Genomic DNA, 22350 nt, shown 5'->3' on the forward strand with positions numbered 1-22350 from the left:
TAGATGAGTCTGAAACAAACCCTGGAAAAGCTCGAACACCATTTCGAGCCGGGCGGCAAATACGAAAAGTTTTACGCCCTCTATGAGGCGGTGGCCACCGTGCTCTACACGCCGGGCCTGGTCACCCGCAATGCCGCGCACGTGCGCGACAGCATCGACCTCAAGCGCATCATGATCATGGTGTGGCTGTCGGTGTTCCCGGCTATGTTCTTCGGCATGTACAACACCGGCGGCCAGGCGATTGCCGCCCTGACCAGCATGTACAGCCCGGCGGAACTGGCTTCCGTGATCGACGGCAACTGGCGTTACGGTCTGGCGCAGAGCCTGGGGGCGACCCTGGGTGAAGGGGCCGGCTGGGGCAGCGAGATGCTGCTGGGCGCCATGTACTTCCTGCCCATCTACCTGACCGTGTTCCTGGTCGGCGGTTTCTGGGAAGTGCTGTTCGCCTCGGTGCGCAAGCACGAGGTGAATGAAGGCTTCTTCGTGACCTCGGTGCTGTTCGCGCTGATCGTGCCCGCCACCCTGCCGCTGTGGCAGGCGGCCCTGGGCATCACCTTCGGTGTGGTCATGGCCAAAGAGATCTTCGGCGGTACCGGCAAGAACTTCCTCAACCCGGCCCTGGCCGGTCGTGCCTTCCTGTTTTTCGCCTACCCGGCCGAGATTTCGGGTGACACGGTATGGACCGCGGTCGACGGCTTCTCCGGCGCCACCGCCCTGGGCCAGTGGGCCGCCGGCGGCCAGGCCGCGCTGATGGACGCCAACACCGGCTCCGTGATCAGCTGGATGGACGCCTTCATCGGCAACATCCAGGGCTCTATCGGTGAAGTCTCCACCCTGGCCATCCTGATCGGCGGCCTGTTCATCATCTACCTGGGCATCGCCTCCTGGCGCATCGTCGCCGGTGTGATGATCGGCATGGTAGCCACCGCGACCCTGTTCAACGTCATCGGCTCCGACACCAACGCCATGTTCTCCATGCCCTGGCACTGGCACCTGGTGCTGGGCGGCTTCGCCTTCGGCATGATGTTCATGGCCACCGACCCGGTGTCCGCTTCCTTTACCAACAAGGGTAAATGGTGGTACGGCGCGCTGATCGGCGTCATGGTGGTGCTCATCCGCGTGGTGAACCCGGCCTTCCCCGAAGGCATGATGCTGGCCATCCTGTTCGCCAACCTGTTCGCTCCCTTGTTCGACCACTTCGTGGTGCAGGCCAATATCAAACGGAGGCTGGCTCGTGGCTAAGAAAGAAACTATCGGCAGAACCTTTGCCGTGATCGGCAGTTTGTGCCTGGTGTGCTCCATCGTGGTATCCGGTGCGGCCGTCCTGCTGAAGCCGACCCAGCAGCGCAACCAGGCGCTGGACGTGCAGACCAACATCGTCGATGTGGCCGGCCTGGGCCGGACCAACGTTGCCGAAAACTACGAGCGCTTCATCGAAGCGCATCTGCTGGACCTGGAAACCGGCGAGTTCACCGAGCAGTCGGTGGCCGGCTACAACCAGCGTAATGCCGCCAAGGATCCGTCCACCAGCATCAGCCTGAGCACCGATCAAGATCCGGCCGGCATCCGCCGCCGCGCCAACCTGGCGCCGGTGTACCTGGCCAAGGACGAAAACGGCGAGCTCGACAGCATCATACTGCCGATGCACGGCCAGGGGCTGTGGTCCACCATGTACGCCTTCGTCGCCGTCGAGCCCGATGGCAACACCATCAAGGGCATCACCTACTACGAGCAGGGGGAAACCCCGGGACTGGGCGGTGAAGTGGAAAACCCGGCCTGGCGCGCCCAGTTCGTCGGCAAGAAGCTGTTCGACGACAACGGCGAGCCGGCGCTGCGGGTGATGAAAGGCGGTGCTCCGCAGGGTGCGCCCTCCAGTGTAGACGGCCTGTCCGGTGCTACCCTGACCTCCAACGGCGTGCAATATACCTTTGAATTCTGGCTGGGTCCGAAAGGCTTCGGTCCTTTCCTGGCCAAGGTTCGTGAAGGAGAGCTGAACAATGGCTGATAAAGCTGAAATGAAAAAGGTGCTGTTCGGGCCCATTATCGGCACCAACCCCATCGCCCTGCAGGTGCTGGGGGTATGCTCGGCCCTGGCGGTGACCTCGCAGATGCAGACCGCGTTCGTGATGTCGCTGGCGGTGATCGCGGTAACGGCGTTTTCGAACCTGTTCATCTCGCTGATCCGCAACCAGATCCCGAACTCGGTACGGATCATCGGCCAGATGGCGATCATCGCCTCCCTGGTTATCGTGGTGGACCAGATCCTCAAGGCCTATGCCTATGACATCTCCAAGCAGCTGTCGGTGTTCGTGGGCCTGATCATCACCAACTGTATCGTGATGGGTCGTGCCGAAGCCTATGCCATGAAGAGCCCGCCGCTGATGTCCTTCCTGGATGGTATCGGCAACGGCCTGGGTTACGGCCTGATCCTGCTGGTGGTGGCGACCATTCGTGAGCTGTTCGGCTCCGGTACCTGGTTCGGCATCGAAATCCTGCCGCTGATCAAGAACGGTGGCTGGTACCAGGCCAACGGCCTGTTGTTGTTGCCGCCGAGCGCCTTCTTTATCATCGGTGGTTTTATCTGGGTACTGCGTACCTACCGCCCCGAACAGGTGGAGGCGAAGGAGTAATCGATGGAACATTTTCTGAGTTTGTTTATTCGTGCCGTCTTTATCGAGAACCTGGCCCTGGCCTTCTTCCTGGGGATGTGTACCTTCCTGGCGGTATCCAAGAAGGTCAAGACCTCGTTCGGTCTGGGGGTGGCGGTTATCGTGGTACTGACCATTTCGGTACCGGTGAATAACCTGATCTACAACTTCATCCTGAAGGATGGCGCCCTGGCCGAAGGCATCGATCTGAGCTTCCTGAACTTCATTACCTTTATCGGGGTAATCGCAGCGCTGGTGCAGATCCTGGAGATGACCCTGGACAAGTTCTTCCCGGCGCTGTACCACGCCTTGGGCATCTTCCTGCCGCTGATCACCGTGAACTGCGCCATCTTCGGTGGCGTGTCCTTCATGGTACAGCGGGACTACAACTTCGCCGAGTCCATCGTGTACGGCTTTGGCTCCGGTGTGGGTTGGATGCTGGCAATCGTATTGCTGGCCGGTTTGCGTGAGAAGATGAAGTATGCGGATGTGCCCGATGGCCTGCGCGGTTTGGGGATTACCTTTATCTCCGCCGGCCTGATGGCGCTCGGCTTCATGTCTTTCTCTGGCATTTCTCTGTAAACCCAGTGACGGAAAAGGAATAATCGATGGAAATCATTCTAGGTGTGGTCATGTTCACCGTGATCGTGCTGGTCCTGGTGAGCGTTATCCTGTTTGCCAAGTCCAGGCTGGTCGCGGAAGGGGATGTGACTATCAGCATCAACGATGATCCCGGAAAGGCGATCACCACCGGCGCCGGCGGCAAGCTGCTGGGCGCCCTGGCGGCCAACGGTATCTTCGTGTCTTCTGCCTGTGGCGGCGGTGGCTCCTGTGGCCAGTGCCGGGTGCGCATTCTGGACGGCGGCGGTGAAATCCTGCCCACCGAGCTGGATCATATCTCCAAGCGCGAAGCGCGCCACGGCGAGCGTCTGTCTTGCCAGGTGAACGTCAAGCAGGACATGAAGATCGAGCTGCCGGAAGAAGTGTTCGGTATCAAGAAGTGGGATTGCGAAGTTATCTCCAACGATAACAAGGCGACCTTCATCAAGGAACTCAAGCTGAAGATCCCCAACGGCGAAAGCGTGCCTTTCCGTGCCGGTGGCTACATCCAGATCGAGGCGCCGCCCCACCACGTCAAGTACAAGGACTTCGACGTGCCCGAGGAATACCGGGAAGACTGGGACAAGTTCAAGATCTTCGAGCTGGAGTCCAAGGTAGACGAGGAAACCATCCGCGCCTACTCCATGGCCAACTATCCGGAAGAAGAAGGCATCATTATGCTGAACGTGCGGATCGCGACCCCGCCGCCCAGCAACTGGACCGCGCCTCCGGGCAAGATGTCGTCCTACATCTGGTCCCTTAAGCCCGGCGACAAGGCTACCATTTCCGGTCCCTTCGGCGAGTTCTTCGCCAAGGACACCGATGCCGAGATGGTGTTCATCGGCGGCGGTGCCGGCATGGCGCCGATGCGTTCGCACATCTTCGACCAGCTCAAGCGCCTGAACTCCAAGCGCAAGATCAGCTTCTGGTACGGTGCCCGCTCCAAGCGCGAGATGTTCTATGTGGAAGACTTCGACGGCCTGCAGGAGCAGTGCGACAACTTCCAGTGGCACGTGGCCCTCTCCGATCCCCAGCCCGACGACAACTGGACCGGTTACACCGGCTTCATCCACAACGTGCTGTTCGAGAACTATCTGCGGGATCACGAAGCCCCCGAGGATTGCGAGTACTACATGTGTGGTCCGCCGGTGATGAATGCTGCGGTGATCAACATGCTCAAGAACCTGGGCGTGGAAGACGACAACATTCTGCTGGATGACTTTGGTGGTTAAACACTGATGATATCTCGAGTAAGCAAATGGCTGGCCCCCCTGGGGCTGGCCTTTTTATTGGCGGCCTGCCAGCCGGCGGCGACCGAACGGCCACAGCTGCAGCTGACCGGCGACACCATGGGCACCTACTACTCGGTGAAGATAGTGGGCGCGGATGAGGCGCAGGCCCAGGCGCTGCAGGCCGAGATCGACCGCCGGCTGGAGCGGGTCAACGATCAGATGTCGACCTACCGGGAAGACTCGGAACTGAGCCGTTTTAACCGGTATCGGGGCCGTGATCCCATCCGGGTCTCGGCAGATACCGCCAAGGTGGTGACCGCCTCCCTGCAGCTGGGACGGCTGAGCGACGGTGCCCTGGACGTGACGGTGGGCCCCCTGGTCAACCTGTGGGGCTTCGGGCCCGATGCGCGGCCGGTGCGGATCCCGAGCGACGAGCAACTGGCGCAGACCCGCTCCCGCATCGGGCTCGGGCACCTGGAAGTCACCGTCGACGCCGAAGGCGAGTACCTGCAGAAGACGCTGCCCGAGCTCTATGTGGATCTGTCGGCCATCGCCAAGGGCTTTGGCGTGGATGTGGTGTCCGAGTACCTGGCGGAAGAAGGACTGACCGATCACCTGGTGGAGATCGGCGGCGAGGTCAGGGTCAGCGGGCTCAATGCCAAGGGGCAGCCCTGGCGCATCGCGGTGGAAAAACCGGCGCCGGGCTCCGGCTCGGTGCAGCAGGTGATCGCGCTCGGCAACAACAGCGTGGCCACCTCCGGCGACTACCGCAACTATTACGAGCTGGACGGGGAGCGGCTGTCCCACAGCATAGATCCGGCCACCGGCAAGCCCATCACCCACCGGCTGGCGTCGGTGACAGTGGTGCATCCCTCCTGTATGATCGCGGATGGGCTGGCGACGGCGCTGACGGTGATGGGCACCGACAAGGCGCTCGCCTTCGCGGAGCAACACCGGCTGGCCATCTACCTGCTCACCAAGACCGAAGAAGGCTTCCGGGTGGATATGTCCAGCGCCTTCAAGAAGTATTTAAGAGGTTGATATGCTGTATTTCGTCATTACGCTCGCGGTGTTTGCCCTGGTGTTTGCCGCCATGGCCATCGGCTATATCCTCCAGCGCAAGACCATTTCGGGATCCTGTGGCGGCCTGGGCTCGGTCGGTGTGGAAAAGGCCTGTGACTGTCCCGACCCCTGCGACAACCGCAAGAAGAAAATGGCCAAGGAAGAAGCCCGCCGCAAGATGCTGGAAGAACACCGCATCATCTAAGCCACGGGACTGGGGACTGGTGAGCGGGGACTGGATGCGCCGTGTTTAAGTCCCGAATCCCTGATCCCCAATCCCCGTTTTGCATTATGCGCAAGATCATCCACGTCGATATGGACTGCTTTTTCGCCGCGGTGGAGATGCGGGCCCATCCCGAGTGGCGGGACATCCCCCTGGCCATCGGCGGCAGCGCCAGCCGGCGCGGAGTGATTTCGACCTGCAACTACCCGGCCCGGGCTTATGGGGTCCGCTCGGCCATGGCCAGCCACCAGGCGCAGAAGCTCTGTCCGGGACTCTTGCTGATCCCCGGCAACATGGCCGAATACAAGCGGGTATCGCAGCAGATCAGGGAAATCTTCCATCGCTATACCCCCCTGGTGGAGCCGCTGTCGCTGGATGAAGCCTACCTGGATGTGACCGACAGCCCCTGGTTCGGCGGCAGCGCTACCCGTATCGCCGAAGATATCCGCCGGGCCATCTTCGAGGAGCTGCAACTGACCGCCTCCGCCGGGGTGGCGCCCAACAAGTTCCTGGCCAAGATCGCCTCGGAGGAAAACAAGCCGGACGGGCTCTTCGTGCTGCCACCCGGGGCGGTGGCCGATTTTGTGCGGGAGTTGCCGTTGATCAAGATCCCCGGGGTGGGGAGCAAGACCGCGGCCAGGCTGGCGGCGCTGGGGCTGGAGCGGTGCGGCCAGGTGGCGGAGATCGGCGAAGCGGAGCTGATCCGCCGCTTCGGCAAGTTCGGCTACCTGCTGTGGCAGCGCAGCCGGGGCATAGACCCGCGGGCGCTGCAGACCGAACGGGTCCGCAAGTCCCTGGGGGTGGAAACCACCCTGGCGGAGGATATTCAGGTCCCCGAACAGGGGCTGGAGGTGTTATCCCGGTTATGGCCGGAGTTGCTGCGCCGGCTCGACGGCCGGCCGGTGAAAGGGCTCTGCATCAAGCTGAAGTTCGATGATTTTACCCAGACGACGCTGTCCCGGCGTTGCCCGGCGCCCTCGCCGGAACTGGCCCGGCAGCTGTGCGTCGAGGCCTGGTCCCGGGCCGGGGGGCGGGGCGTCCGGCTGGTGGGGGTCAGCGTCGAACTGCAGGAGGAACAAGCCGCTCGCGCGGAGCAGCTCAGTTTTGACTGGTGACGCCGCTCAGGTATCGTCTTTGGCGTACTCCCCTTCCCGGCCCGCTTCAGGCGCCTTTGCCATGCTTTCCTTACCGGTCCGCTGGGTGTTGTCCAGTACCGTATCCGCCGATGCGGCACCCAGATAGCCTGCACTCAGGGCTAAAAACAAGGCTATTGAAGATGTTTTCATCTTAATGCTCCTTTGTTCACATCGGGTGAGCGGACAGCATAACAGGCTTACTGGAAATGAAAACCATTCTTATCAATGCGGTCAGACAAGGGGCGTCGCAGCTGCGCTGCCGGGGCGGACCCGGCAGCGAATCAGGGCTGGCCCGGATTAAGGTGATCTTCCTCCGCAAACTGAAAACCCGGCTGGCCGGTTGCCGGCTCCCCCGCGGGCACCACCTGGGGATACACGGTGGGCCCGGGCTCGATGGCCGGCCGGTCGCGGCCGTCGTCCGGCTGTGCCGGTACCACGGCGGTCGGCTCATGGCGCCGGTCGTGCTGTATGCCCGGGGCCAGCTTGCGGGTTTCGTCCAGGAGCTCGCGGCCGAAGGTGACCGCCCGATCCAGCAGGTTATCGGCCAGGGCCGGTGCCGCCAGCAGGCCCAGCAACAGGCCGAACGCGATGTTTTTCATTGTCACTTCCTCAACCGGTGATCTGTGCCGAGCATAAGACAAAGTCCCGGCCTTGAACATAGCCGGCCGGTGCCGTCCGTCGTTAATCGACCCGTGCCGCTTCCGGCACCCGGGCGAGCACCCGTACCAGCAACTGCCAGAAGCGCTCCACCGCCGCTATCTGCACCCGCTCGTCGGGGGAATGAGCCCCCTGGATGGTGGGACCGAACGACACCATGTCCCAGTGGGGGTAGACTGCCTTGAACAGGCCGCATTCCAGGCCGGCGTGGATCACCTTGACCGCCGGCAGCACACCGAAGACTTCCCGGTGCGTGTCGAGCACCAGCTGCATGATGGACGAGGCCGGATCGGGCTGCCAGCCCGGGTAGGCGCCGTCGAAGTGGCAGTCACCGCCGGCCAGGCGGAACACCGCCGCCGTCATGGCCGCCACCCGGTCCCTGCCGGCATCGTCGAGCGAGCGGATCAGGCACTGCACGTAAACCCGCTCCGGCTCCGTCCTGATCACGCCGAGGTTGGTGGACGCCTGCACCACCTCGGACATGGCCCGGCTCATGGCCATGACCCCATGGGGGCAGGCGAGCAGGGCCGCGCTCAGCTGCTGCTGCAGCGCCGGCGTCATCACGCGTTCGGGCAGGGAGGCCGGCGTCAGCTCCAGTTTGATGCGGTCGTCGATGCCGGCGAACTCCTCGGCATACTGCCGGCCGCGACGCGCGATCACCTGCTGCAGGCGGTCCTCGGCGGTGTCCGGCACCACCAGCAGGGCCCAGGCTTCCCGGGCGATGGCATTGCGCAGGGTGCCGCCGTGGAGTTCGGCCAGGCGGACCCGGGGATCCTCGCCGATGTCCGCCAGCAACTCGGCCAGCAGCTTGTTGGCGCAGGCCCGGCCCTGGTGAATATTGATGCCGGAATGGCCGCCGCGCAGGCCGGAAACGCCGAGGCGCAGGGCGCGGTGGCCGGCCGGCACGGGCTCCGCCCGGTAGGGCAGGCTGATATTGGCATCGACGCCGCCGGCACAGCCCATGTAGAGGTCGCCGTCCTGCTCCGAGTCGGTATTGAGCAGTATCTCGCCTTGCAGCAGACCGGGCGCCAGGCCGAAGGCGCCGGTCATGCCGCTTTCCTCGTCCACGGTCAGCAGCACCTCCAGCGGCCCGTGCTGCACCCTGTCGTCGGCCAGCACCGCCAGGCAGGCGGCCAGGCCGATGCCGTTGTCGGCACCCAGGGTGGTGCCGCGGGCCCGGACCCAGTCGCCGTCGATCCAGGGCTGGATCGGATCCCGGCTAAAATCATGCGATGCGTCGGCATTGGCCTGGGGCACCATATCCATGTGGGCCTGCAGGATGACGCCCTTGCGCCCTTCCATGCCGGCGGTGGCGTCCTTGCGGATAATCAGGTTGCCCACCTCGTCCTGCTGCACCGCCAGGCCCCGGCCGGCGGCCCAGTCGGCGATCCACCGGCGCAGGACGGCCTCCTGGCCGGAGGGGTGGGGGATGCTGCAGACGGTGTCGAAAAACTGCCAGAGTAGAGGGGGGGAGAGGCTGCGGATAGCGGTCATGGCCTGCCTTGTTCGTTCGTCGGGAGGAGGAAGCCGACAGCTTAACCTCCGACCGGTACAGATATCCATCCGTCCGCTGTGAAAATCCAATAATGCGTCACATTACTCCGTTATTTTTTATTTATTTGGTTTTATAAACTAATTTTTAGTGGTTTACGCCTTGAACAGCCTGACCTCGTCGGACAGCCTGCGCCCCAGGGCCGACAGGGCATCCCCGGCGCTGTCGGTTTCCTGGGTCTTGATCCTGACCTCTTCCGCCAGCTCGCTCAGCCGGCTCAGGTTACGGCTCATTTCTTCCGTGGTCTGCCGCTGTTGCTCGGCGGCGGTGGCGATGTGGCTGTTCATGTCGTTGATAAGCGTCATGCGATCGCTGATGGCGGCCAGGGCGTCACCGGCCTGGTCGGCGGTGCCTTGGGTATCCTGGGCTCGTTGCATCAGTTCGCCCATGCGGTTCACGGTGCCGTCGGCTTCCTGCTGCAGGCCCTGAATGATGTCCTGGATCTCGTCGGTGGAGCTCTGGGTGCGGGTGGCGAGGTTGCGTACTTCGTCGGCCACCACCGCAAAGCCGCGGCCCTGCTCACCAGCCCGGGCCGCCTCGATGGCGGCGTTGAGTGCCAGCAGGTTGGTCTGTTCGGCGATGGCCCTGATCACCTCCAGCACCTTGCCGATCTCCTGGGAGCGGTTGGCGAGGGAGCTCAGGCTGTGCTGGGCTTCGGCCAGCTCCGCCACCAGCCCGGCCGAGGCCTGGCGGGTATGGTCGGCCCGGTGCTTGCCGTCCTCGGCCGCCTCGGCGGAGGCCCGGCTGGCGTCGGCGGCCTGTTCGGCCGAGCGGGCGACCTCCTGGCTGGTGGCCAGCATCTCCTGCATGGCGGCGGCGACTTTCTCCGTTTCCTCCGACTGTTGTTCGGAAACGTGGCGGTTGTGGCTGACGATGCCGGACAGCCGCTGTGCGGCCTCGTTGACCTGTTGGCTGATCGGCAGCAGTTGGCGTATGGTGCCGGCCAGGCGCGAGCAGAACTGGTTGAAGCTCTTGCTGAGCTGGGTGATCTCGTCCTGGCCGGCCTCGTCCAGGCGGCGACGCAGATCGGCCTCGCCGTCGGAGATGTCGCGCAGGGCGTTGACCGTGTGGCCGACCGGATGCAGTATGCTGCGGATCAGGGCCATGGCCACCAGCACCGCGATGGCGCCGAGCCCCGCGACCAGCATCAGTACCTTCATGGCCGCCGCCTGCAGTTGGGCCTGCACGTCGTCGATATAGATACCGGTGCCGATGATCCAGCCCCAGGGCCGGAACAGCTCGACATAGGACACCTTTTCCACCGGGGCCTCCATGCCGGGTTTGGGCCACAGGTAATGCACGAAGCCGGCGCCGTCCCGTTTCGCCTTGTCGACCATTTCCATGAACAGCAAGGTGCCGTCGGGATCCTTGAATCCGCTGAGATCGCTCCCGTTCAGCCTGGGCTGCATGGGATGCATGATCATGACCGGCTGGTCGTCGTTGACCCAGAAGTAGTCGTCGTTGCCGTAACGCAGTCCGGCCACCGCCGCCAGGGCCTGTTGCCGGGCCTGCTCGGGTGACAGCAGACCGTCTTGCTGCTGTTGGTGATAGAAGCCGGCCAAGCTGACCACCGACTGCACCTGGCGCTGGGCCTGGGTCCGTTTTTCGGCGATCAGGCCCTGATAGAACAGCCACAGCATCAGCAAGGCGACCCCGATGATGCCGATGGAAAGCAGCAGCAGATTGAGATAAAGCCGTTTGGCGATGGAGAGCGAGCGCAGTAGATTCACGTCCATGTTCCCTTGTCGAATAACCATGCCCGGGGGCATCCATTAGTCCCCATGATAAAGGAGGGAATGGGACGTTTCGGCCACGAGGGTGCGAAAATGGGATCCGCGCGGCTAACTCTTTAGTCTAATAGGACCTGTCCCCACGCCGTCCGCGTGAATAAAAAGCTGTAACTCTGGTCAAGAATGGGTGCGATCTCTATAATGCGCCCATTGTTTGCCCGTCGTCCGGAGCGCTGACGAAGCGGTGCCAACGCCTTACCCGGGGCGCCCGCCGTCGACGTTACCCTGACCTGGCGCGGTGGGCGACGGTGATCATCTGTCTTGAAAGCTAACACCCAAAGGTTCTTCTTATGCCCAACAAATTCGTCGTCACCTGGGACTCATTTCAGCGCGAAGCACGCAAGCTGGCCCAGCGCCAGCTTCCTGCCAGCCAGTGGAAAGGCATTATCGCGGTGAGCCGCGGCGGCCTGGTCCCGGCGGCCATCATGGCCCGGGAGCTGGGGATCCGTCATGTCGACACCCTGTGCATCTCCAGCTACGACCACGATCAGCAGCGTACCGATCTGCAGGTGCTCAAGCACGTGTCCGGCGATGGAGAAGGTTTCCTGATCGTCGACGATCTGGTGGACACCGGCAATACTGCCCGGGTGATCCGCGAGCTCTACCCCAAGGCCAAGTTCATCACCGTGTTCGCCAAGCCCAAGGGCGAGCCGCTGGTGGACGACTTCGAGGTGAGGGTAGGGCAGGATACCTGGATAGAACAGCCCTGGGACATGAGCGTCACCTTTGTGCCGCCTTTGTGCGAACAGGATAACTCGTGATAAAAAGGCTCCTCGGAGCCTTTTTTCTTTGCCTGAGCCACCCCTAGGAGCGAACGATGCCGGAACCGGACAGCACCCTCAGCGAGCGACTCTTTTCCCGGTCGGAGCGCGTGCCGGAAACCTCCACCATCGCCTTCGACGGCCCCCGGTCCGGGGGCGAACCGCATATCGCCCCCTATGTGGACGGCGCCCACCTGCCCGGGTTCTACCGGCTGCAGAAACGGGCCTTCTGGCGCTGGCAGGGGACCGACAGCATCGAGATCGAGGCCACCCTGGCGCGCATCGCCGCCGCGCCCGGGCCGCGCTCCGTCGACGGCTGGCTGGACACCGTGGCCGAATACAAGCGCGGCAACTGGGTGTTCGAATGGAGCCAGCTTGGCGCCGAGTGTTATCAGGCCGGCATGGCCCTGGCGTCGAGTGACCGGGTCCGGGCCCGCCGGACCCTGCTGGCCGCCACCCGCTATTTTGCCCTGGCCAGTTATCCCCACCTCAAGGGCGATCCCCTGAGCCTGCAGGCGCAGTTGCTGGCCAACCAGGCCTACCGCCAGGCCGGGCAGCTGCTGCCGGTGCCGCTCAAGGAGCTCAGCATTCCCTACCACGGCAAGGAAGTGCAGGGCTATCTGCACCTGCCGACCCTGGATAAAGCCTCCCCCCTGGTGATCGTCAGCGGCAGCCTGGACAGCCTGCAGCTCGACTTCTGGCGGTTTTACGAGGAGTACCTGGCGCCGGCGGGCATCGCCATGCTGACCGTCGACATGCCCGGCGTCGGCTATTCCTCGCACTGGCCGCTGGTGCAGGACAGCAGCCGGCTGCACCAGGCGGTGCTCGATTATGTGCCGCGGATCCCCTGGGTGGATGAACGGCGGGTCGGCCTGCTGGGGGTGCGGATGGGTGGCAACGTGGCGGCCCGGCTGGCCTTTCTCGAACCCTTCAAGCTGCGCACCGTGGTCAGCATCGCCGGTGCCGCCAACCTGTTCTTTACCGAGTGCGAGCGCTTCATGCAGACCCCGCCCATGCTCAGGGACACCATCGCCAATCGCATGGGCATGCAGAGCAACGACTGGGAGCAGCTGTTCTACCGCTGCCAGGGACTGTCCCTGAAAACCCAGGGGCTGATGAGACACAGGACCACGGTGCCGATCTTCAGCATCGGCCACCGGCGGGATTTTATCTGTCCCGAGCAGGATATCCAGGCGCTGGCCGCCTCCAGCCGGGGCGGCAAGGCCCTGGTGCTCGACAAGATGCCGTTGTTCGAGGTCTATGGCGTGGCCCTGGCCCGGGCGAGGGACTGGTTGCAGGCCCATCTATAACGCCGGCGGGGCCGTTTTTTGCCCGCCCGGGCCGGCCGACCTTTACCGACGGGCGAAAAAACGTTACATATAGGCGAGTTACCAGGGAGACAGGCATGACCACAGAAAAGGTTAACCATCATAAGCTGGTGCGCAAATTTGCCGCCATCGGCCCTTACTTGCGCGGTGAGAAGTCAAATGAGTCCATTTATTTCTTCGACTGCCTGGCGGTCTGTGCCAGTGCCAAGGCGGCACCGGAAAAACGCGAGTTCTGGGGGTGGTGGCTGACCCTGACGGCCGAGGACGAGCAGCGTTTCGAGCTGCATTACCAGCTCGGCTTCTACAACGCGGCGGGGCAGTGGCAGCGGCAGGAGGTGCCGAAGAAGCACGAGGAAGAAGTGATTCGCACCCTGCGGGACTTTTACGAGAAGCTCGGCGGCTGCCTGGAAAGCCTGTCACTCGGCATCCGACCTTCCCCCGCGCTGGGAGAACGACATCCGCTGAGCGTTGCCTGAATCCAGTACGGCCTTGTTTCGCCGCCATCCATGCTGGCGGCGTGGGGCTTCCGCGATATTCAATCATCTGCCGGCAATGCCGGCATTGCTGTTAGTAAGGAGCCGCAGGGCGTTCCATGAAAGGCAAAACCATCGTTGTAAAACTGGGCACCAGCGTGCTCACCGGCGGCACTCGTCACCTGGACCGGGCGCACATGGTGGAGCTGGTGCGACAGTGCGCCAGCCTGCACCGGGCCGGCCACCAGATCATCGTCGTGACCTCGGCGGCCATCGCCGCCGGCCGGGAGCACCTGGGCTTTCCCGAGCTGGCCGGCACCATGGCCAACAAGCAGATGCTGGCTGCGGTGGGCCAGACGCAGCTGATCCAGAGCTGGCAGTCGCTGTTCAACATCTACGGCCTGCACGTGGGACAGATCCTGCTGACCCGGGCCGATCTGGAAGACCGGGAACGCTACCTCAACGCCCGGGATACCCTGCGTGCCCTGCTCGACAATCGCATCATTCCGGTGATCAACGAAAACGACGCCGTGGCCACCAACGAGATCAAGGTGGGCGACAACGACAACCTGTCGGCCCGCGCCGCCATCCTGGCGGAGGCGGATCTGCTGATTTTGCTGACCGATCAGAAGGGCCTGTTCACCGCCGATCCGCGCCACGATCCCAAGGCACAGCTGATCGAGGAAGTGCAGACCATCGACGACACCCTGCGCAAGCTCGCCGGCGGCAGCATCAGCGGCCTGGGTACCGGCGGCATGGCCACCAAGCTGCAGGCGGCGGACGTGGCGCGCCGGGCCGGCATCGACGTGGTGATCGCCACCGGCCAGGTGCCGGAAGTGATCGGCCGCCTGGCCGAGGGCGATCGCATCGGTACCCGCTTCCCGGCCCTGGCCACCCCGCTCGAGAGCCGCAAGCGCTGGATCCTGGCCGGCCCCCCGCCCCACGGCGAAATCCATATCGACGCCGGCGCGGTCAACGCGGTCAGGGAAAAAGGCTCCAGCCTGCTGCCCAAGGGCATAGTGCGGGTGGAAGGGCGTTTTCGCCGGGGCGAGGCGGTGCGTATCGTCAATCCCGAAGGGCGTGAGCTGGCCCGGGGCATCTGTCGTTACGATGCCCTCGACCTGAACCGAATCAAAGGACAACATTCAGAGCAGATTGAATCCCTGCTGGGTTATGGCTACGGCAGCGTGGCCATCCATCGGGACGATCTGGTGCTCTTGTAGGAGAATATATGAAGCTGGAACAGATGGGGCAGGCGGCGCGCGCGGCCGCCTTTACTCTTGCCGAAACCCCGACCCGGGCCAAGAACGATGCCCTGCTGGCGATGGCCGAGGCGCTGGAAGCGGGCGCCGATGCCATTCTGGCGGCCAACGAAAAGGATCTGCAGGCCGCCCGGGAAAGCGGCATCAACGAGGCCATGCTCGATCGACTGATGCTGAACCCGGCCCGACTCAAGGCCATCGCCGACGATGTGCGCAGCGTGGTGCGGCTGCCGGATCCGGTGGGCGCCGAGCTGGATTCGCGGGTGCTGGAGAACGGCATGCGGCTGTCGCGCCGGCGGGTGCCGCTCGGGGTGGTGGGGGTGATTTACGAAGCCCGGCCCAACGTCACCATCGACATCGCCGCCCTGTGCCTGAAGACCGGCAACGCCAGCATACTGCGCGGTGGCCGGGAGACCTTCCACACCAACCAGGAACTGGTCAAGGTGATCCAGCAGGCGCTGGCGGTGAGCCGGCTGCCCGCCGGCTGCGTGCAGTACATCGGCGAGCCGGGCCGGGAGTGGGTCAGCGGCCTGCTCCGGCTCGACAAGTATGTGGACATGATCATTCCCCGTGGTGGCCCCGGCCTGCACCAGCTGTGCAAGGAGCAGTCGACCATTCCGGTGATCATCGGCGGCTTCGGCATCAGCCACACCTTCGTGGACGAGAGCGCCGATCTGGTGCGTGCCATCGAGGTGGTCGACAACGCCAAGACCCACAGGCCGAGCGCCTGCAACGCCCTGGACACCCTGCTGGTGCACCGGGCGGTGGCGGCCGAGCTGCTGCCTCGCCTGAGCGAGCGGATGGCGGTGAAGGGCGTGGAACTGGTGGCCGATGCCGAGGCCCTGGCCCTGCTGCAGTCCGGCCCGGCCCGGGTGCGGGAAGCCGGTGAAGGCGATTTCGACACCGAGTGGCTGAGCCTGACCCTGGGGGTCAAGCTGGTGGCCGACGTGGACGAGGCGCTGGCGCACCTGCGCGACTATAACGCCAGCCACTCCGACGCCATCCTCACCAACCGCCTGGCCAGTGCCGAGCGTTTCATCAACGGCGCGCCCTCGGCGGCGGTGTACGTGAACGCCTCCACCCGCTTTACCGACGGCGCCCAGTTCGGCCTCGGCGCCGAGGTGGCGGTGTCCACCCAGAAGCTGCATGCCCGCGGCCCCATGGGGCTGGAAGAGCTGACCAGCTACAAGTGGATTGGTCAGGCGGATTACCTGATCCGCGACTAACCGACGATCCGGCCGCGACGGCGGCCGGGCACTGACAAGAGGGGGTAGTTATGCCATCCAAGCTGCTGGATGCCCTGCTGCTGGCGATGCCGCTGTCGCCGACGCTGGAGTCGTGGCGACAGCATCTTAAAACCCAGTTGCCTTATCCGGTGCAGGGGGCGCAGACGCTGTTTATCGGCGAGCCGACCCTGGCCATCGTTTCCTTTCAGCACGATCGGGCCGAGGTGTTGTTGCCGGCCATGGAATGGCGCCACCACGATATCCACACCGCCAAGCCCCGCTCCCAGGGGGGGGTGGACGAGCAGAGCGGCAGCCTGGCGCAGCTGCTGGCGCTGGTGGACGAGACCATGGCGCTGCGGCTCAAGTCGTTCCACGAGTGCGGCAGCTGCGGCAAGCGCTGTGCCCCGGAACTGCTCGGCTCGCTGCAGGGCGAGCCGGTGTGCCGGGATTGTATCAAGGGCCGGCGGGTCCTGTTTTAAGAATCTGTTTACGATCTTTACTAAGGCTACCTGTTACCACTTAATGAAGAGGCAACAGGGCCATCTCCACCGACACGCCGCAAGTACGTCCATGTAGGCTCGCACATGCCGTCCCTGGCATGTGACGGTCGGTGGAAGCAATCCCTGTTGCCTCTTCCAAGCTTCGCCGTAGGTTGCTGGTCTCACCAACAGGCGACACCGAGCTTTGGGAAGGACAAAGGGTGTCTGCTCCGCCGGCCCTCCGCGCCAGGGAGGGCGCGGCGGAGCCCCCAAGGATGGGTTTACGGCGAGCCGGAGGAGTAGCACGCTTTGGCCGACAGCTTCCGCTTCACCAGCGGTCAAAAAGGCTCCAGCGAAGAGATAATGGGAGCTACCTTAGTTTTAAACTATATAGTAGCCCAGTCCCCAGCTCCTGATTTTAGCCAGCCACAGCCGCAGGTACATGCCCGGCAGGGTGGTAAAGCCGGTGGTGGCATATTTGAGTTCGCCTTGGCTTGCCACCAGCAGGGTGGGGGTGGCTTGGATGCCGAGCCGGCGGGCCAGGATGTTGTGCTCGTCGTTCACCACCGCAAAATCATGGCCGTGCTGGGCCATATAGCCCGCGACCCGGTCGTCCGACCCGGAGGCGATGGCGATGCTGACCACGGGTTCGCCCACCAGGTCCACCATGGGGGAGACGAAGCGGCACGCGCCGCACCAGCTGGCCCATATATAGACCAGCACCGGGCGCTCCCGGCTGAGGGCGACCAGATCAAGCGTTTTCCCCTCCAGGGTGGTGAGCGACCCCAGGGCTACCGCCTCGGTGGGCAGCGCCCGGCCGCGCCACAGATCCACCGCACCCACCACGGCCGCCAGCAACAGCAGGTACGCCAGGCCGCGTGCCGGTCGGCGCCAGGGACACCTCATGGCCGGGCCTCTTCCAGCGCCGACAGCACGGCGTCGGCGCTGAGCAGCACCTCCAGCTCCCGGCCATCGGGCCGCCCGGGGCCGAATACCTGGTTGAAGGGGATACCGGCACGGCCATGGGCCCGCAGGTAGTCGGTAATCATCGGGTCGGGACGGGTCCAGTCGCCGCGCATCAGTACCAGGTCCTCTTGCTGCAGCACGCCGTAGACCGGCTCCCGCAGCAGCACCCCTATCTTGTTGGCCTGGCAGGTGATGCACCAGTCGGCGGTGATGTCGACGAACACCCGCCTGCCCGCCGCTACTTCCCGTTCGATACGGGCCGGATCCAGCGGCTGCCAGGCCAGCTCGTCCCGCACCGGGCTGACCCAGCGCGACTGGGTCAGCAGGGCGGTGCCGCCGGCCAGGGCGCCGAGCAGCAGCAGGCCGGCCAGGCCGAACAGCAGCCCCCGGGCGCCATGATGGCGCAACAGGGACCAGGGCGGCAACAGCACCAGCAGGGCGGCCAGCGCCCCGCTGGCGGTATTGCCGAGCGTCGGTTGCAACAAGGTCAGCAGCCACAGGCTGGTGGCCAGCAGCATCAGCCCGAACAGCCATTTGAGCCTCAGCATCCAGGGACCGGGCTTGGGCAGCCAGCGTACAAAGCCGGGGAACAGGGCGAGCAGCAGCCAGGGCAGGGCCATGCCGAGCCCGAGGCCGGTGAAGATGGCGAGCAGGACCGGCGGTGACGAAGCCAGGGCCGCGGCCACCGCCGTGCCCAGGAAGGGCGCGCTGCAGGGGGTGGCCAGCAGGGTGGCGAACATGCCCTGCAGCAGGTGGCCGCCGCTGCCCCGGCTCGGTCGGGTCGCCAGCCAGGTGCTCAGCCGGCTCGGCAGGCGGATCTCGAACAGGCCGAACAGGTTGAGGGAGAACAGGGCTGTGACCAGCAGCATAAAGCCGATGAAGCCCGGTTGCTGGAACTGGATGCCCCAGCCCAGCCGGGCGCCGGACCAGGTCAGCGCCAGCATGAAGCCGGCCAGGCCCCAGAACGACAGCATGATGCCGGCGGCGGACAGCAGCAGCGGACGGCGTACCTGGTCCCGGCTGCGGCTGCCCAGCAGCAGGCCGTTGAGCTTGAGCCCCAGCACCGGCAGCACGCAGGGCATGATATTGAGGATCAGGCCGCCGAGCAGGGCATAGAGCAGCACCAGGGGCAGCGGAAGCCCATCGGTGGCGGGAGCGAGCCGGCCGGCGGCGATTGACCCGGACAGCTCTTCCGCCAGCCCCTCGTCGGTGGCGGTGACCACCACCACCTGGCTGGCGAGATCCAGCGCCGGATCCCAGCTGCTCACCCTGAACCTGGCTTCCAGCCGCTCGCCTTCGATGCGGAGCCGCGGCTGGCTGAAGATGGCGTTGTCCAGTTCGTCGACGAAGACCGCGGGCCGTTGCCAGCCGCGCGGATGGTGCAGGCTGACCGCCAGTTGCTGCCGTTCCTTGTCCCAGATCAGCGGCTCCGCCTGCACCAGGCCGGCGGGCCGGGGCACCCGGGAGAGCGCCTGCTGGTACTGGTGGTAGAGGGCCTCGCCGGGCCGATAGGTGGGATCCAGGGTCAGTTGCAGCGGGTAGTCGGTCAGCACGCAGATGGTGGTACAGCTCGGCAGGGTCAGCACCGCCTCCAGGGTGAGCGGGCTGGCGGCATCGACGGGAGTCAGTTGCAGCGGAAAGTCCACCTCGTGCTGGTAGCCCTGGGTTTCCACCCCGAGCAGGGTGAAGCGTTCGGGCAGCGGCCACCGCCAGCCGATATCGGCGATGTTGGCGGAGGCCTGCCAGTCCAGGCGGGGAGCGATGCCGCCCTCGCCGGGGGAGCGCCAGTAGGTTTTCCAGTCGTCGGCCAGGCGAACCTGCAACAGTGCCGGGTAATGGTTGGCGGCGGTGTCGAAGGGGCCGGCCTGGAGCAGCCGCACCTGTACCGGCGGATGTTCGGGGGCCTGCAGCCAGCCGGTATCGGCGGCCTGCAGCGGCGGCAGGGGGAATAACAACAGCAACAGCAGAAAGAGCAAGGTTTTGTACACGGGGAGTCTCCGGTTGGTTAACGCAAGGTATCAGGGTTCGATGCGTTAACGGTTATTCCCGGAAGACACACAGCAGCAGGTGCCGTCGGTGGCGAGTGGCCGGCAGGGGCGGGGGGGCGCCCGGGGCTATCCCGGGCGGCAGGGCCGGCAGCAGCCACAGCATGATGGTCAGCAACAGGCCGATCAACAGCGGCTCGAGCTGGTTCCCGCCCTGGCTCAGCAGCCGCTCCGACAAATGGCACTGGCCCTCGGCGGCGGAAAGCAGCGGCGCCTCGGCCGCCGGCGTCGAATGTGTCGGACAGGTCGCCAGCAGGCCCATCCGCTGGCTCAGGCACAGGCTGGCGACCATCACCACCATCAGCAGCGCCAGCCAGACCGGCCGGGTGCCCATCAGCCGACCGCCAGCCACAGGGCCACGCCCAGCATCAGGGAGCCGGCGATGCGGTTCATCAGTCGCACCTTGCCTTTTTGCAGCAACACCCGGCTGAGGGTACGGCCGCCGCTGGCGTAGAGCAGCAGGCAGATAAACTCCAGGCTCAGGATAATGGCCACCAGGGTGACCAATTGCCCGGCCAGGGGGGCCTGGTTATTGATGAAGGGCGGCAGCAGGGCGATGAAGAAGGCCCAGCCCTTGGGGTTGGCGATGGCGGTCACGAAGCCCTGGCTTATCAGGGTGGTCACGGGAATATGGCGCGGTCCCGCATCGACCGGGCTCAGCGCCAGCTTGCCCTTGGAACGCCACAGTTGGATGCCGAGCCAGGCCAGATAGAGGCCGCCGCCGTACTTGAGCAGCAGGAACAGCTGCGGATATTGCAGCATGATGGCCGCTACCCCGACCACCGCCAGGCAGGCCACCAGCCCCACGCCCACCAGCTCGCCCAGCATCATCCACAGGGCGCGGCGGACCCCGACCGTCATGCCCAGCGACAAGGCCAGGGTCATGCACATGCCGGGGGTTACGGACACGAAAAAGAAGGTGGGAACAAACACCATCAAGACCGACGCGTTAATAGAGCACCTACCTGTTTATCCAGTCTGAGTCGAATACAATATGCGCCATTGTAGGCCAAAGACCGGATGACAGGCTATCGCTATTTAGTCACCGAAGCGGGGGCTGAACACCAGCCGGCCCGGGGCGATATCCATGGCCACCGGCGCCTTGCTCAGCCAGCGGTAGCGGCTGTCGTCGAGCCGGTAGACCGGCTGGTTCTCCAGCACGGCACGCACCAGCTGCATCATGCCGGCGGAGGCGGCGGCCACGTCGCCCTGGTAGCCGAAGGCATCCACCTTGCTTTGCAGCAGGTTGAGATCGCGGATAAAGATGGCATTCTGCCGGCGATCGTACACCGGGCGGCCCTCGATCTGCAGGTTCAGGGCGGCGGGAAAACGGGCCACGATGGCGTTGATGGCGGTTTCTCCCGCCACGTTCAGGCGCACCACCTGGCGGTTGTCCGGGCCTATCGCCAGATCGAGCTGATCGATGCGGGTTTCCACCAGTCCCTGGGTAAAGCGCGGGGCCTGCTCTTCCAGCAGGGTATACAATGATTGCTCGATTTCGCTTTCCGACACGCTGTACTGGTTGAAACCGGCACAGGCGCTCAGCATCAGGGTAAATACAAGGACAACGGGCTTGAGCACGACAACACCTCTCGGGAAAAATGATCACGGCAGTGTAAGCGCAGCCCGCCGTGAAATCTGCCTTTCCCGGCGGGCATCGGGCAGTTACTGGCGTAGCAGCCGGTCGAGCCGGTTGGCGAACGCCTGGCGATCAGCCGGGCTCAGGCTGGCCGGGCCGCCGGTCTGCACGCCACTGGCGCGCATCGTCTCCATGAAGTCGCGCATGGTGAGTTTGGCGCGGATGGTGCCGGACTCAAACTGCTCGCCCCGCGGGCTCAGTACCCGGGCGCCTTTCTCTAGCGCCTCCGCCGCCAGCGGGATATCGCTGGTGATCAGGATGTCGCCGGCGTCGAGCCGCGCCACGATTTCGTTGTCGGCCACATCGAAGCCCTTGGGCACCTGCAGTTGCCTGATGAGCGTCGAGCCGGGCAGGGGCAGGGGATGGTTGGCGACCATGGTCAGCGGGGTCCGGGTGCGCTCGGCGGCGCGGAACAGGATATCGCGGATGACCTTGGGGCAGGCATCCGCATCGACCCAGATCTGCATCAGTTGCGCCGTCCCAGCGCCTGCTTGCGATCGATGGCCTCTTTCAACTCGTAGGGATCGACCACCACCCCGGTGGCATCGGGGGTGGGGAAGACGGCCACCAGCAGTTCGTCTTCTTCCATGCCGGGCACCCAGCGGGCCAACCACACCTTGAGGCTGATGGCCTCGGGCCGGCACTGGCTCCAGTCGTCCACTGCCCAGTCCCTGGCGTAATCGGCGTGGGGCCAGACCGGGATGCAGTCTTCGTCGTCGTCCGAGGTCAGCATCATGCAGCCGTGCTCGTCGGTCAGGATCCACAGTTCTTCATGTTCGCATACCCGGGCCACGAAATGATTGAAGCGTTCATCATCCCGCATGCGCTGGGCGGCGGTTTTATCGGCGTCGGTAAGGGTGTAGCTCATGGTGAGTCTCGTTGCGGAACCTTTTTCGCATGTTCACACCGCCAGCCCCTTCTTGTCCAGCTTAAGCTTCGGGCCGCGGCCGAATTTGTTCCAGGCCTTTTCATGGAAGAAATAGGCCACCGTATTGACCATGGGCTCGACCAGGGCGATAAGGCCGCCGACCAGCAGATCGCCGGACAGCAGCCAGGCCACGGTAAAGGCCACGGTGAAGTGCACGAGGGCAAAGGTGATGGTCTTGTACATGATGTCGTCTCCGGCTGGGGTATGCATTTAATGATAATGATTATCATTTTTATATCAAGTGGTTCTGTCTTATCGGGTACATTGGCCGTTCCTATCAAACAATTGGTCCCACCGGGCAATCGGGCGTTTACAGCCGGCCCTCGCTCGGGATAGATTGAAA

General features: G+C 64.3%; 26 protein-coding genes. 14 read left to right on the top strand and 12 right to left on the bottom strand.

From position 1 onward, the window contains the following. Positions 1-3: 3 nt before the first annotated feature. The 8 genes from C7H85_RS12620 (at position 4) to dinB (ending at position 6880) form a co-directional block, all read left to right on the top strand. Positions 4-1242 (top strand): NADH:ubiquinone reductase (Na(+)-transporting) subunit B, encoded by a 1239-nt coding sequence (locus C7H85_RS12620; RefSeq protein WP_106730062.1) that lies wholly within the window; start codon positions 4-6, stop codon positions 1240-1242. Then, positions 1235-2005 carry a Na(+)-translocating NADH-quinone reductase subunit C gene (locus tag C7H85_RS12625; RefSeq protein ID WP_106730063.1) on the top strand — a complete coding sequence of 257 codons (771 nt, stop codon included), beginning with the start codon at positions 1235-1237 and terminating at the stop codon, positions 2003-2005. The genes C7H85_RS12620 and C7H85_RS12625 overlap by 8 nt, the downstream gene beginning before the upstream one ends. Beyond that, on the top strand, positions 1998-2630 hold the full coding sequence (locus C7H85_RS12630; protein WP_106730064.1) for an NADH:ubiquinone reductase (Na(+)-transporting) subunit D: 633 nt from the start codon (positions 1998-2000) through the stop codon (positions 2628-2630). Before C7H85_RS12625 ends, C7H85_RS12630 begins: the two co-directional genes overlap by 8 nt. A 3-nt stretch (positions 2631-2633) precedes the next feature. Further along, the gene (nqrE, locus tag C7H85_RS12635; RefSeq protein WP_106730065.1) at positions 2634-3230 is read left to right on the top strand and encodes an NADH:ubiquinone reductase (Na(+)-transporting) subunit E; all 597 of its coding nucleotides are present in this window, start codon (positions 2634-2636) and stop codon (positions 3228-3230) included. A 26-nt stretch (positions 3231-3256) separates the two neighbouring features. Beyond that, positions 3257-4480, top strand: coding sequence for an NADH:ubiquinone reductase (Na(+)-transporting) subunit F (gene nqrF / locus C7H85_RS12640; RefSeq protein ID WP_106730066.1), 1224 nt, complete (start codon positions 3257-3259; stop codon positions 4478-4480). Positions 4481-4486: 6 nt separating this feature from the next. Then, positions 4487-5521 carry an FAD:protein FMN transferase gene (locus C7H85_RS12645; RefSeq protein WP_106730067.1) on the top strand — a complete coding sequence of 345 codons (1035 nt, stop codon included), beginning with the start codon at positions 4487-4489 and terminating at the stop codon, positions 5519-5521. 1 nt (position 5522) lies between these two features. Then, positions 5523-5747 carry a (Na+)-NQR maturation NqrM gene (gene nqrM / locus C7H85_RS12650; RefSeq protein ID WP_106730068.1) on the top strand — a complete coding sequence of 75 codons (225 nt, stop codon included), beginning with the start codon at positions 5523-5525 and terminating at the stop codon, positions 5745-5747. Between the two features lie 86 nt (positions 5748-5833). Further along, entirely contained in the window at positions 5834-6880 is a 1047-nt protein-coding gene (gene dinB / locus C7H85_RS12655) for a DNA polymerase IV (RefSeq protein ID WP_106730069.1), read from the top strand. A 6-nt stretch (positions 6881-6886) separates the two neighbouring features. Here dinB and C7H85_RS19730 read toward each other — a convergent pair whose 3' ends face one another. The 4 genes from C7H85_RS19730 to C7H85_RS12670 form a co-directional block, all read right to left on the bottom strand. Continuing rightward, on the bottom strand, positions 6887-7051 hold the full coding sequence (locus C7H85_RS19730; protein WP_158260089.1) for a hypothetical protein: 165 nt from the start codon (positions 7049-7051) through the stop codon (positions 6887-6889). Between the two features lie 131 nt (positions 7052-7182). Continuing rightward, positions 7183-7500, bottom strand: coding sequence for a hypothetical protein (locus tag C7H85_RS12660; protein ID WP_106730070.1), 318 nt, complete (start codon positions 7498-7500; stop codon positions 7183-7185). A gap of 82 nt (positions 7501-7582) precedes the next feature. After that, positions 7583-9052 carry an aminoacyl-histidine dipeptidase gene (locus tag C7H85_RS12665; RefSeq protein ID WP_106730071.1) on the bottom strand — a complete coding sequence of 490 codons (1470 nt, stop codon included), beginning with the start codon at positions 9050-9052 and terminating at the stop codon, positions 7583-7585. A gap of 153 nt (positions 9053-9205) precedes the next feature. Beyond that, entirely contained in the window at positions 9206-10840 is a 1635-nt protein-coding gene (locus tag C7H85_RS12670; RefSeq protein ID WP_106730198.1) for a methyl-accepting chemotaxis protein, read from the bottom strand. 350 nt (positions 10841-11190) lie between these two features. Here C7H85_RS12670 and gpt point away from each other — a divergent pair, with 350 nt between their 5' ends. The 6 genes from gpt (at position 11191) to C7H85_RS12700 (ending at position 16429) form a co-directional block, all read left to right on the top strand. Continuing rightward, entirely contained in the window at positions 11191-11661 is a 471-nt protein-coding gene (gene gpt, locus C7H85_RS12675) for a xanthine phosphoribosyltransferase (RefSeq protein WP_106730072.1), read from the top strand. A gap of 56 nt (positions 11662-11717) precedes the next feature. Beyond that, positions 11718-12971, top strand: a complete 1254-nt coding sequence (frsA, locus tag C7H85_RS12680) for an esterase FrsA (RefSeq protein WP_106730073.1) — start codon at positions 11718-11720, stop codon at positions 12969-12971. Between the two features lie 95 nt (positions 12972-13066). Beyond that, positions 13067-13465, top strand: a complete 399-nt coding sequence (crl, locus tag C7H85_RS12685; RefSeq protein ID WP_106730074.1) for a sigma factor-binding protein Crl — start codon at positions 13067-13069, stop codon at positions 13463-13465. A 116-nt stretch (positions 13466-13581) separates the two neighbouring features. After that, complete coding sequence (gene proB / locus C7H85_RS12690) at positions 13582-14685, top strand: glutamate 5-kinase (RefSeq protein ID WP_106730075.1); 1104 nt, start codon at positions 13582-13584, stop codon at positions 14683-14685. Positions 14686-14693: 8 nt separating this feature from the next. Then, positions 14694-15950 (top strand): glutamate-5-semialdehyde dehydrogenase, encoded by a 1257-nt coding sequence (locus C7H85_RS12695; RefSeq protein WP_106730076.1) that lies wholly within the window; start codon positions 14694-14696, stop codon positions 15948-15950. Between the two features lie 50 nt (positions 15951-16000). Then, the gene (locus C7H85_RS12700; RefSeq protein ID WP_106730077.1) at positions 16001-16429 is read left to right on the top strand and encodes a hypothetical protein; all 429 of its coding nucleotides are present in this window, start codon (positions 16001-16003) and stop codon (positions 16427-16429) included. A gap of 381 nt (positions 16430-16810) precedes the next feature. On the opposite strand, the gene C7H85_RS12705 is transcribed toward C7H85_RS12700, so the two are convergent. The 8 genes from C7H85_RS12705 to C7H85_RS12740 all read right to left on the bottom strand — a co-directional run bounded on the left by C7H85_RS12705 (position 16811) and on the right by C7H85_RS12740 (position 22190). Further along, complete coding sequence (locus C7H85_RS12705; RefSeq protein ID WP_106730078.1) at positions 16811-17335, bottom strand: protein disulfide oxidoreductase; 525 nt, start codon at positions 17333-17335, stop codon at positions 16811-16813. Further along, positions 17332-19383 (bottom strand): protein-disulfide reductase DsbD family protein, encoded by a 2052-nt coding sequence (locus C7H85_RS12710; RefSeq protein WP_245879660.1) that lies wholly within the window; start codon positions 19381-19383, stop codon positions 17332-17334. The genes C7H85_RS12705 and C7H85_RS12710 overlap by 4 nt, the downstream gene beginning before the upstream one ends. A 52-nt stretch (positions 19384-19435) precedes the next feature. Next, the gene (locus tag C7H85_RS12715; protein WP_146140456.1) at positions 19436-19792 is read right to left on the bottom strand and encodes a hypothetical protein; all 357 of its coding nucleotides are present in this window, start codon (positions 19790-19792) and stop codon (positions 19436-19438) included. Next, positions 19774-20376, bottom strand: coding sequence for a LysE family translocator (locus C7H85_RS12720; protein WP_106730080.1), 603 nt, complete (start codon positions 20374-20376; stop codon positions 19774-19776). The genes C7H85_RS12715 and C7H85_RS12720 overlap by 19 nt, the downstream gene beginning before the upstream one ends. Before the next feature lie 102 nt (positions 20377-20478). After that, the gene (locus C7H85_RS12725; protein WP_245879661.1) at positions 20479-21021 is read right to left on the bottom strand and encodes a YceB family lipoprotein; all 543 of its coding nucleotides are present in this window, start codon (positions 21019-21021) and stop codon (positions 20479-20481) included. 84 nt (positions 21022-21105) lie between these two features. After that, a complete protein-coding gene (locus tag C7H85_RS12730) occupies positions 21106-21546 on the bottom strand; it encodes a YaiI/YqxD family protein (RefSeq protein WP_106730082.1) in 441 nt (146 codons plus the stop codon). After that, a complete protein-coding gene (locus C7H85_RS12735; RefSeq protein ID WP_106730083.1) occupies positions 21546-21947 on the bottom strand; it encodes a DUF2750 domain-containing protein in 402 nt (133 codons plus the stop codon). Before C7H85_RS12735 ends, C7H85_RS12730 begins: the two co-directional genes overlap by 1 nt. Positions 21948-21980: 33 nt before the next feature. Further along, positions 21981-22190 carry a DUF2061 domain-containing protein gene (locus tag C7H85_RS12740; RefSeq protein ID WP_106730084.1) on the bottom strand — a complete coding sequence of 70 codons (210 nt, stop codon included), beginning with the start codon at positions 22188-22190 and terminating at the stop codon, positions 21981-21983. Between the last annotated feature and the right edge of the window lie 160 nt (positions 22191-22350).

It is taken from the genome of Zobellella endophytica, from assembly GCF_003012775.1.
GTDB classification, from domain to species: domain Bacteria; phylum Pseudomonadota; class Gammaproteobacteria; order Enterobacterales; family Aeromonadaceae; genus Oceanimonas; species Oceanimonas endophytica.

Coding starts and splice junctions, on each gene's coding strand:
- C7H85_RS12620 (WP_106730062.1), top strand. CDS start 4: ATGAGTCTGAAACAAACCCTGGAAAAGCTCGAACACCATTTCGAGCCG.
- C7H85_RS12630 (WP_106730064.1), top strand. CDS start 1,998: ATGGCTGATAAAGCTGAAATGAAAAAGGTGCTGTTCGGGCCCATTATC.
- nqrE (WP_106730065.1), top strand. CDS start 2,634: ATGGAACATTTTCTGAGTTTGTTTATTCGTGCCGTCTTTATCGAGAAC.
- nqrF (WP_106730066.1), top strand. CDS start 3,257: ATGGAAATCATTCTAGGTGTGGTCATGTTCACCGTGATCGTGCTGGTC.
- C7H85_RS12645 (WP_106730067.1), top strand. CDS start 4,487: ATGATATCTCGAGTAAGCAAATGGCTGGCCCCCCTGGGGCTGGCCTTT.
- nqrM (WP_106730068.1), top strand. CDS start 5,523: ATGCTGTATTTCGTCATTACGCTCGCGGTGTTTGCCCTGGTGTTTGCC.
- dinB (WP_106730069.1), top strand. CDS start 5,834: ATGCGCAAGATCATCCACGTCGATATGGACTGCTTTTTCGCCGCGGTG.
- C7H85_RS19730 (WP_158260089.1), bottom strand. CDS start 7,051: ATGAAAACATCTTCAATAGCCTTGTTTTTAGCCCTGAGTGCAGGCTAT.
- C7H85_RS12660 (WP_106730070.1), bottom strand. CDS start 7,500: ATGAAAAACATCGCGTTCGGCCTGTTGCTGGGCCTGCTGGCGGCACCG.
- C7H85_RS12665 (WP_106730071.1), bottom strand. CDS start 9,052: ATGACCGCTATCCGCAGCCTCTCCCCCCCTCTACTCTGGCAGTTTTTC.
- gpt (WP_106730072.1), top strand. CDS start 11,191: ATGCCCAACAAATTCGTCGTCACCTGGGACTCATTTCAGCGCGAAGCA.
- frsA (WP_106730073.1), top strand. CDS start 11,718: ATGCCGGAACCGGACAGCACCCTCAGCGAGCGACTCTTTTCCCGGTCG.
- crl (WP_106730074.1), top strand. CDS start 13,067: ATGACCACAGAAAAGGTTAACCATCATAAGCTGGTGCGCAAATTTGCC.
- proB (WP_106730075.1), top strand. CDS start 13,582: ATGAAAGGCAAAACCATCGTTGTAAAACTGGGCACCAGCGTGCTCACC.
- C7H85_RS12695 (WP_106730076.1), top strand. CDS start 14,694: ATGAAGCTGGAACAGATGGGGCAGGCGGCGCGCGCGGCCGCCTTTACT.
- C7H85_RS12700 (WP_106730077.1), top strand. CDS start 16,001: ATGCCATCCAAGCTGCTGGATGCCCTGCTGCTGGCGATGCCGCTGTCG.
- C7H85_RS12705 (WP_106730078.1), bottom strand. CDS start 17,335: ATGAGGTGTCCCTGGCGCCGACCGGCACGCGGCCTGGCGTACCTGCTG.
- C7H85_RS12720 (WP_106730080.1), bottom strand. CDS start 20,376: ATGGTGTTTGTTCCCACCTTCTTTTTCGTGTCCGTAACCCCCGGCATG.
- C7H85_RS12730 (WP_106730082.1), bottom strand. CDS start 21,546: ATGCAGATCTGGGTCGATGCGGATGCCTGCCCCAAGGTCATCCGCGAT.
- C7H85_RS12735 (WP_106730083.1), bottom strand. CDS start 21,947: ATGAGCTACACCCTTACCGACGCCGATAAAACCGCCGCCCAGCGCATG.
- C7H85_RS12740 (WP_106730084.1), bottom strand. CDS start 22,190: ATGTACAAGACCATCACCTTTGCCCTCGTGCACTTCACCGTGGCCTTT.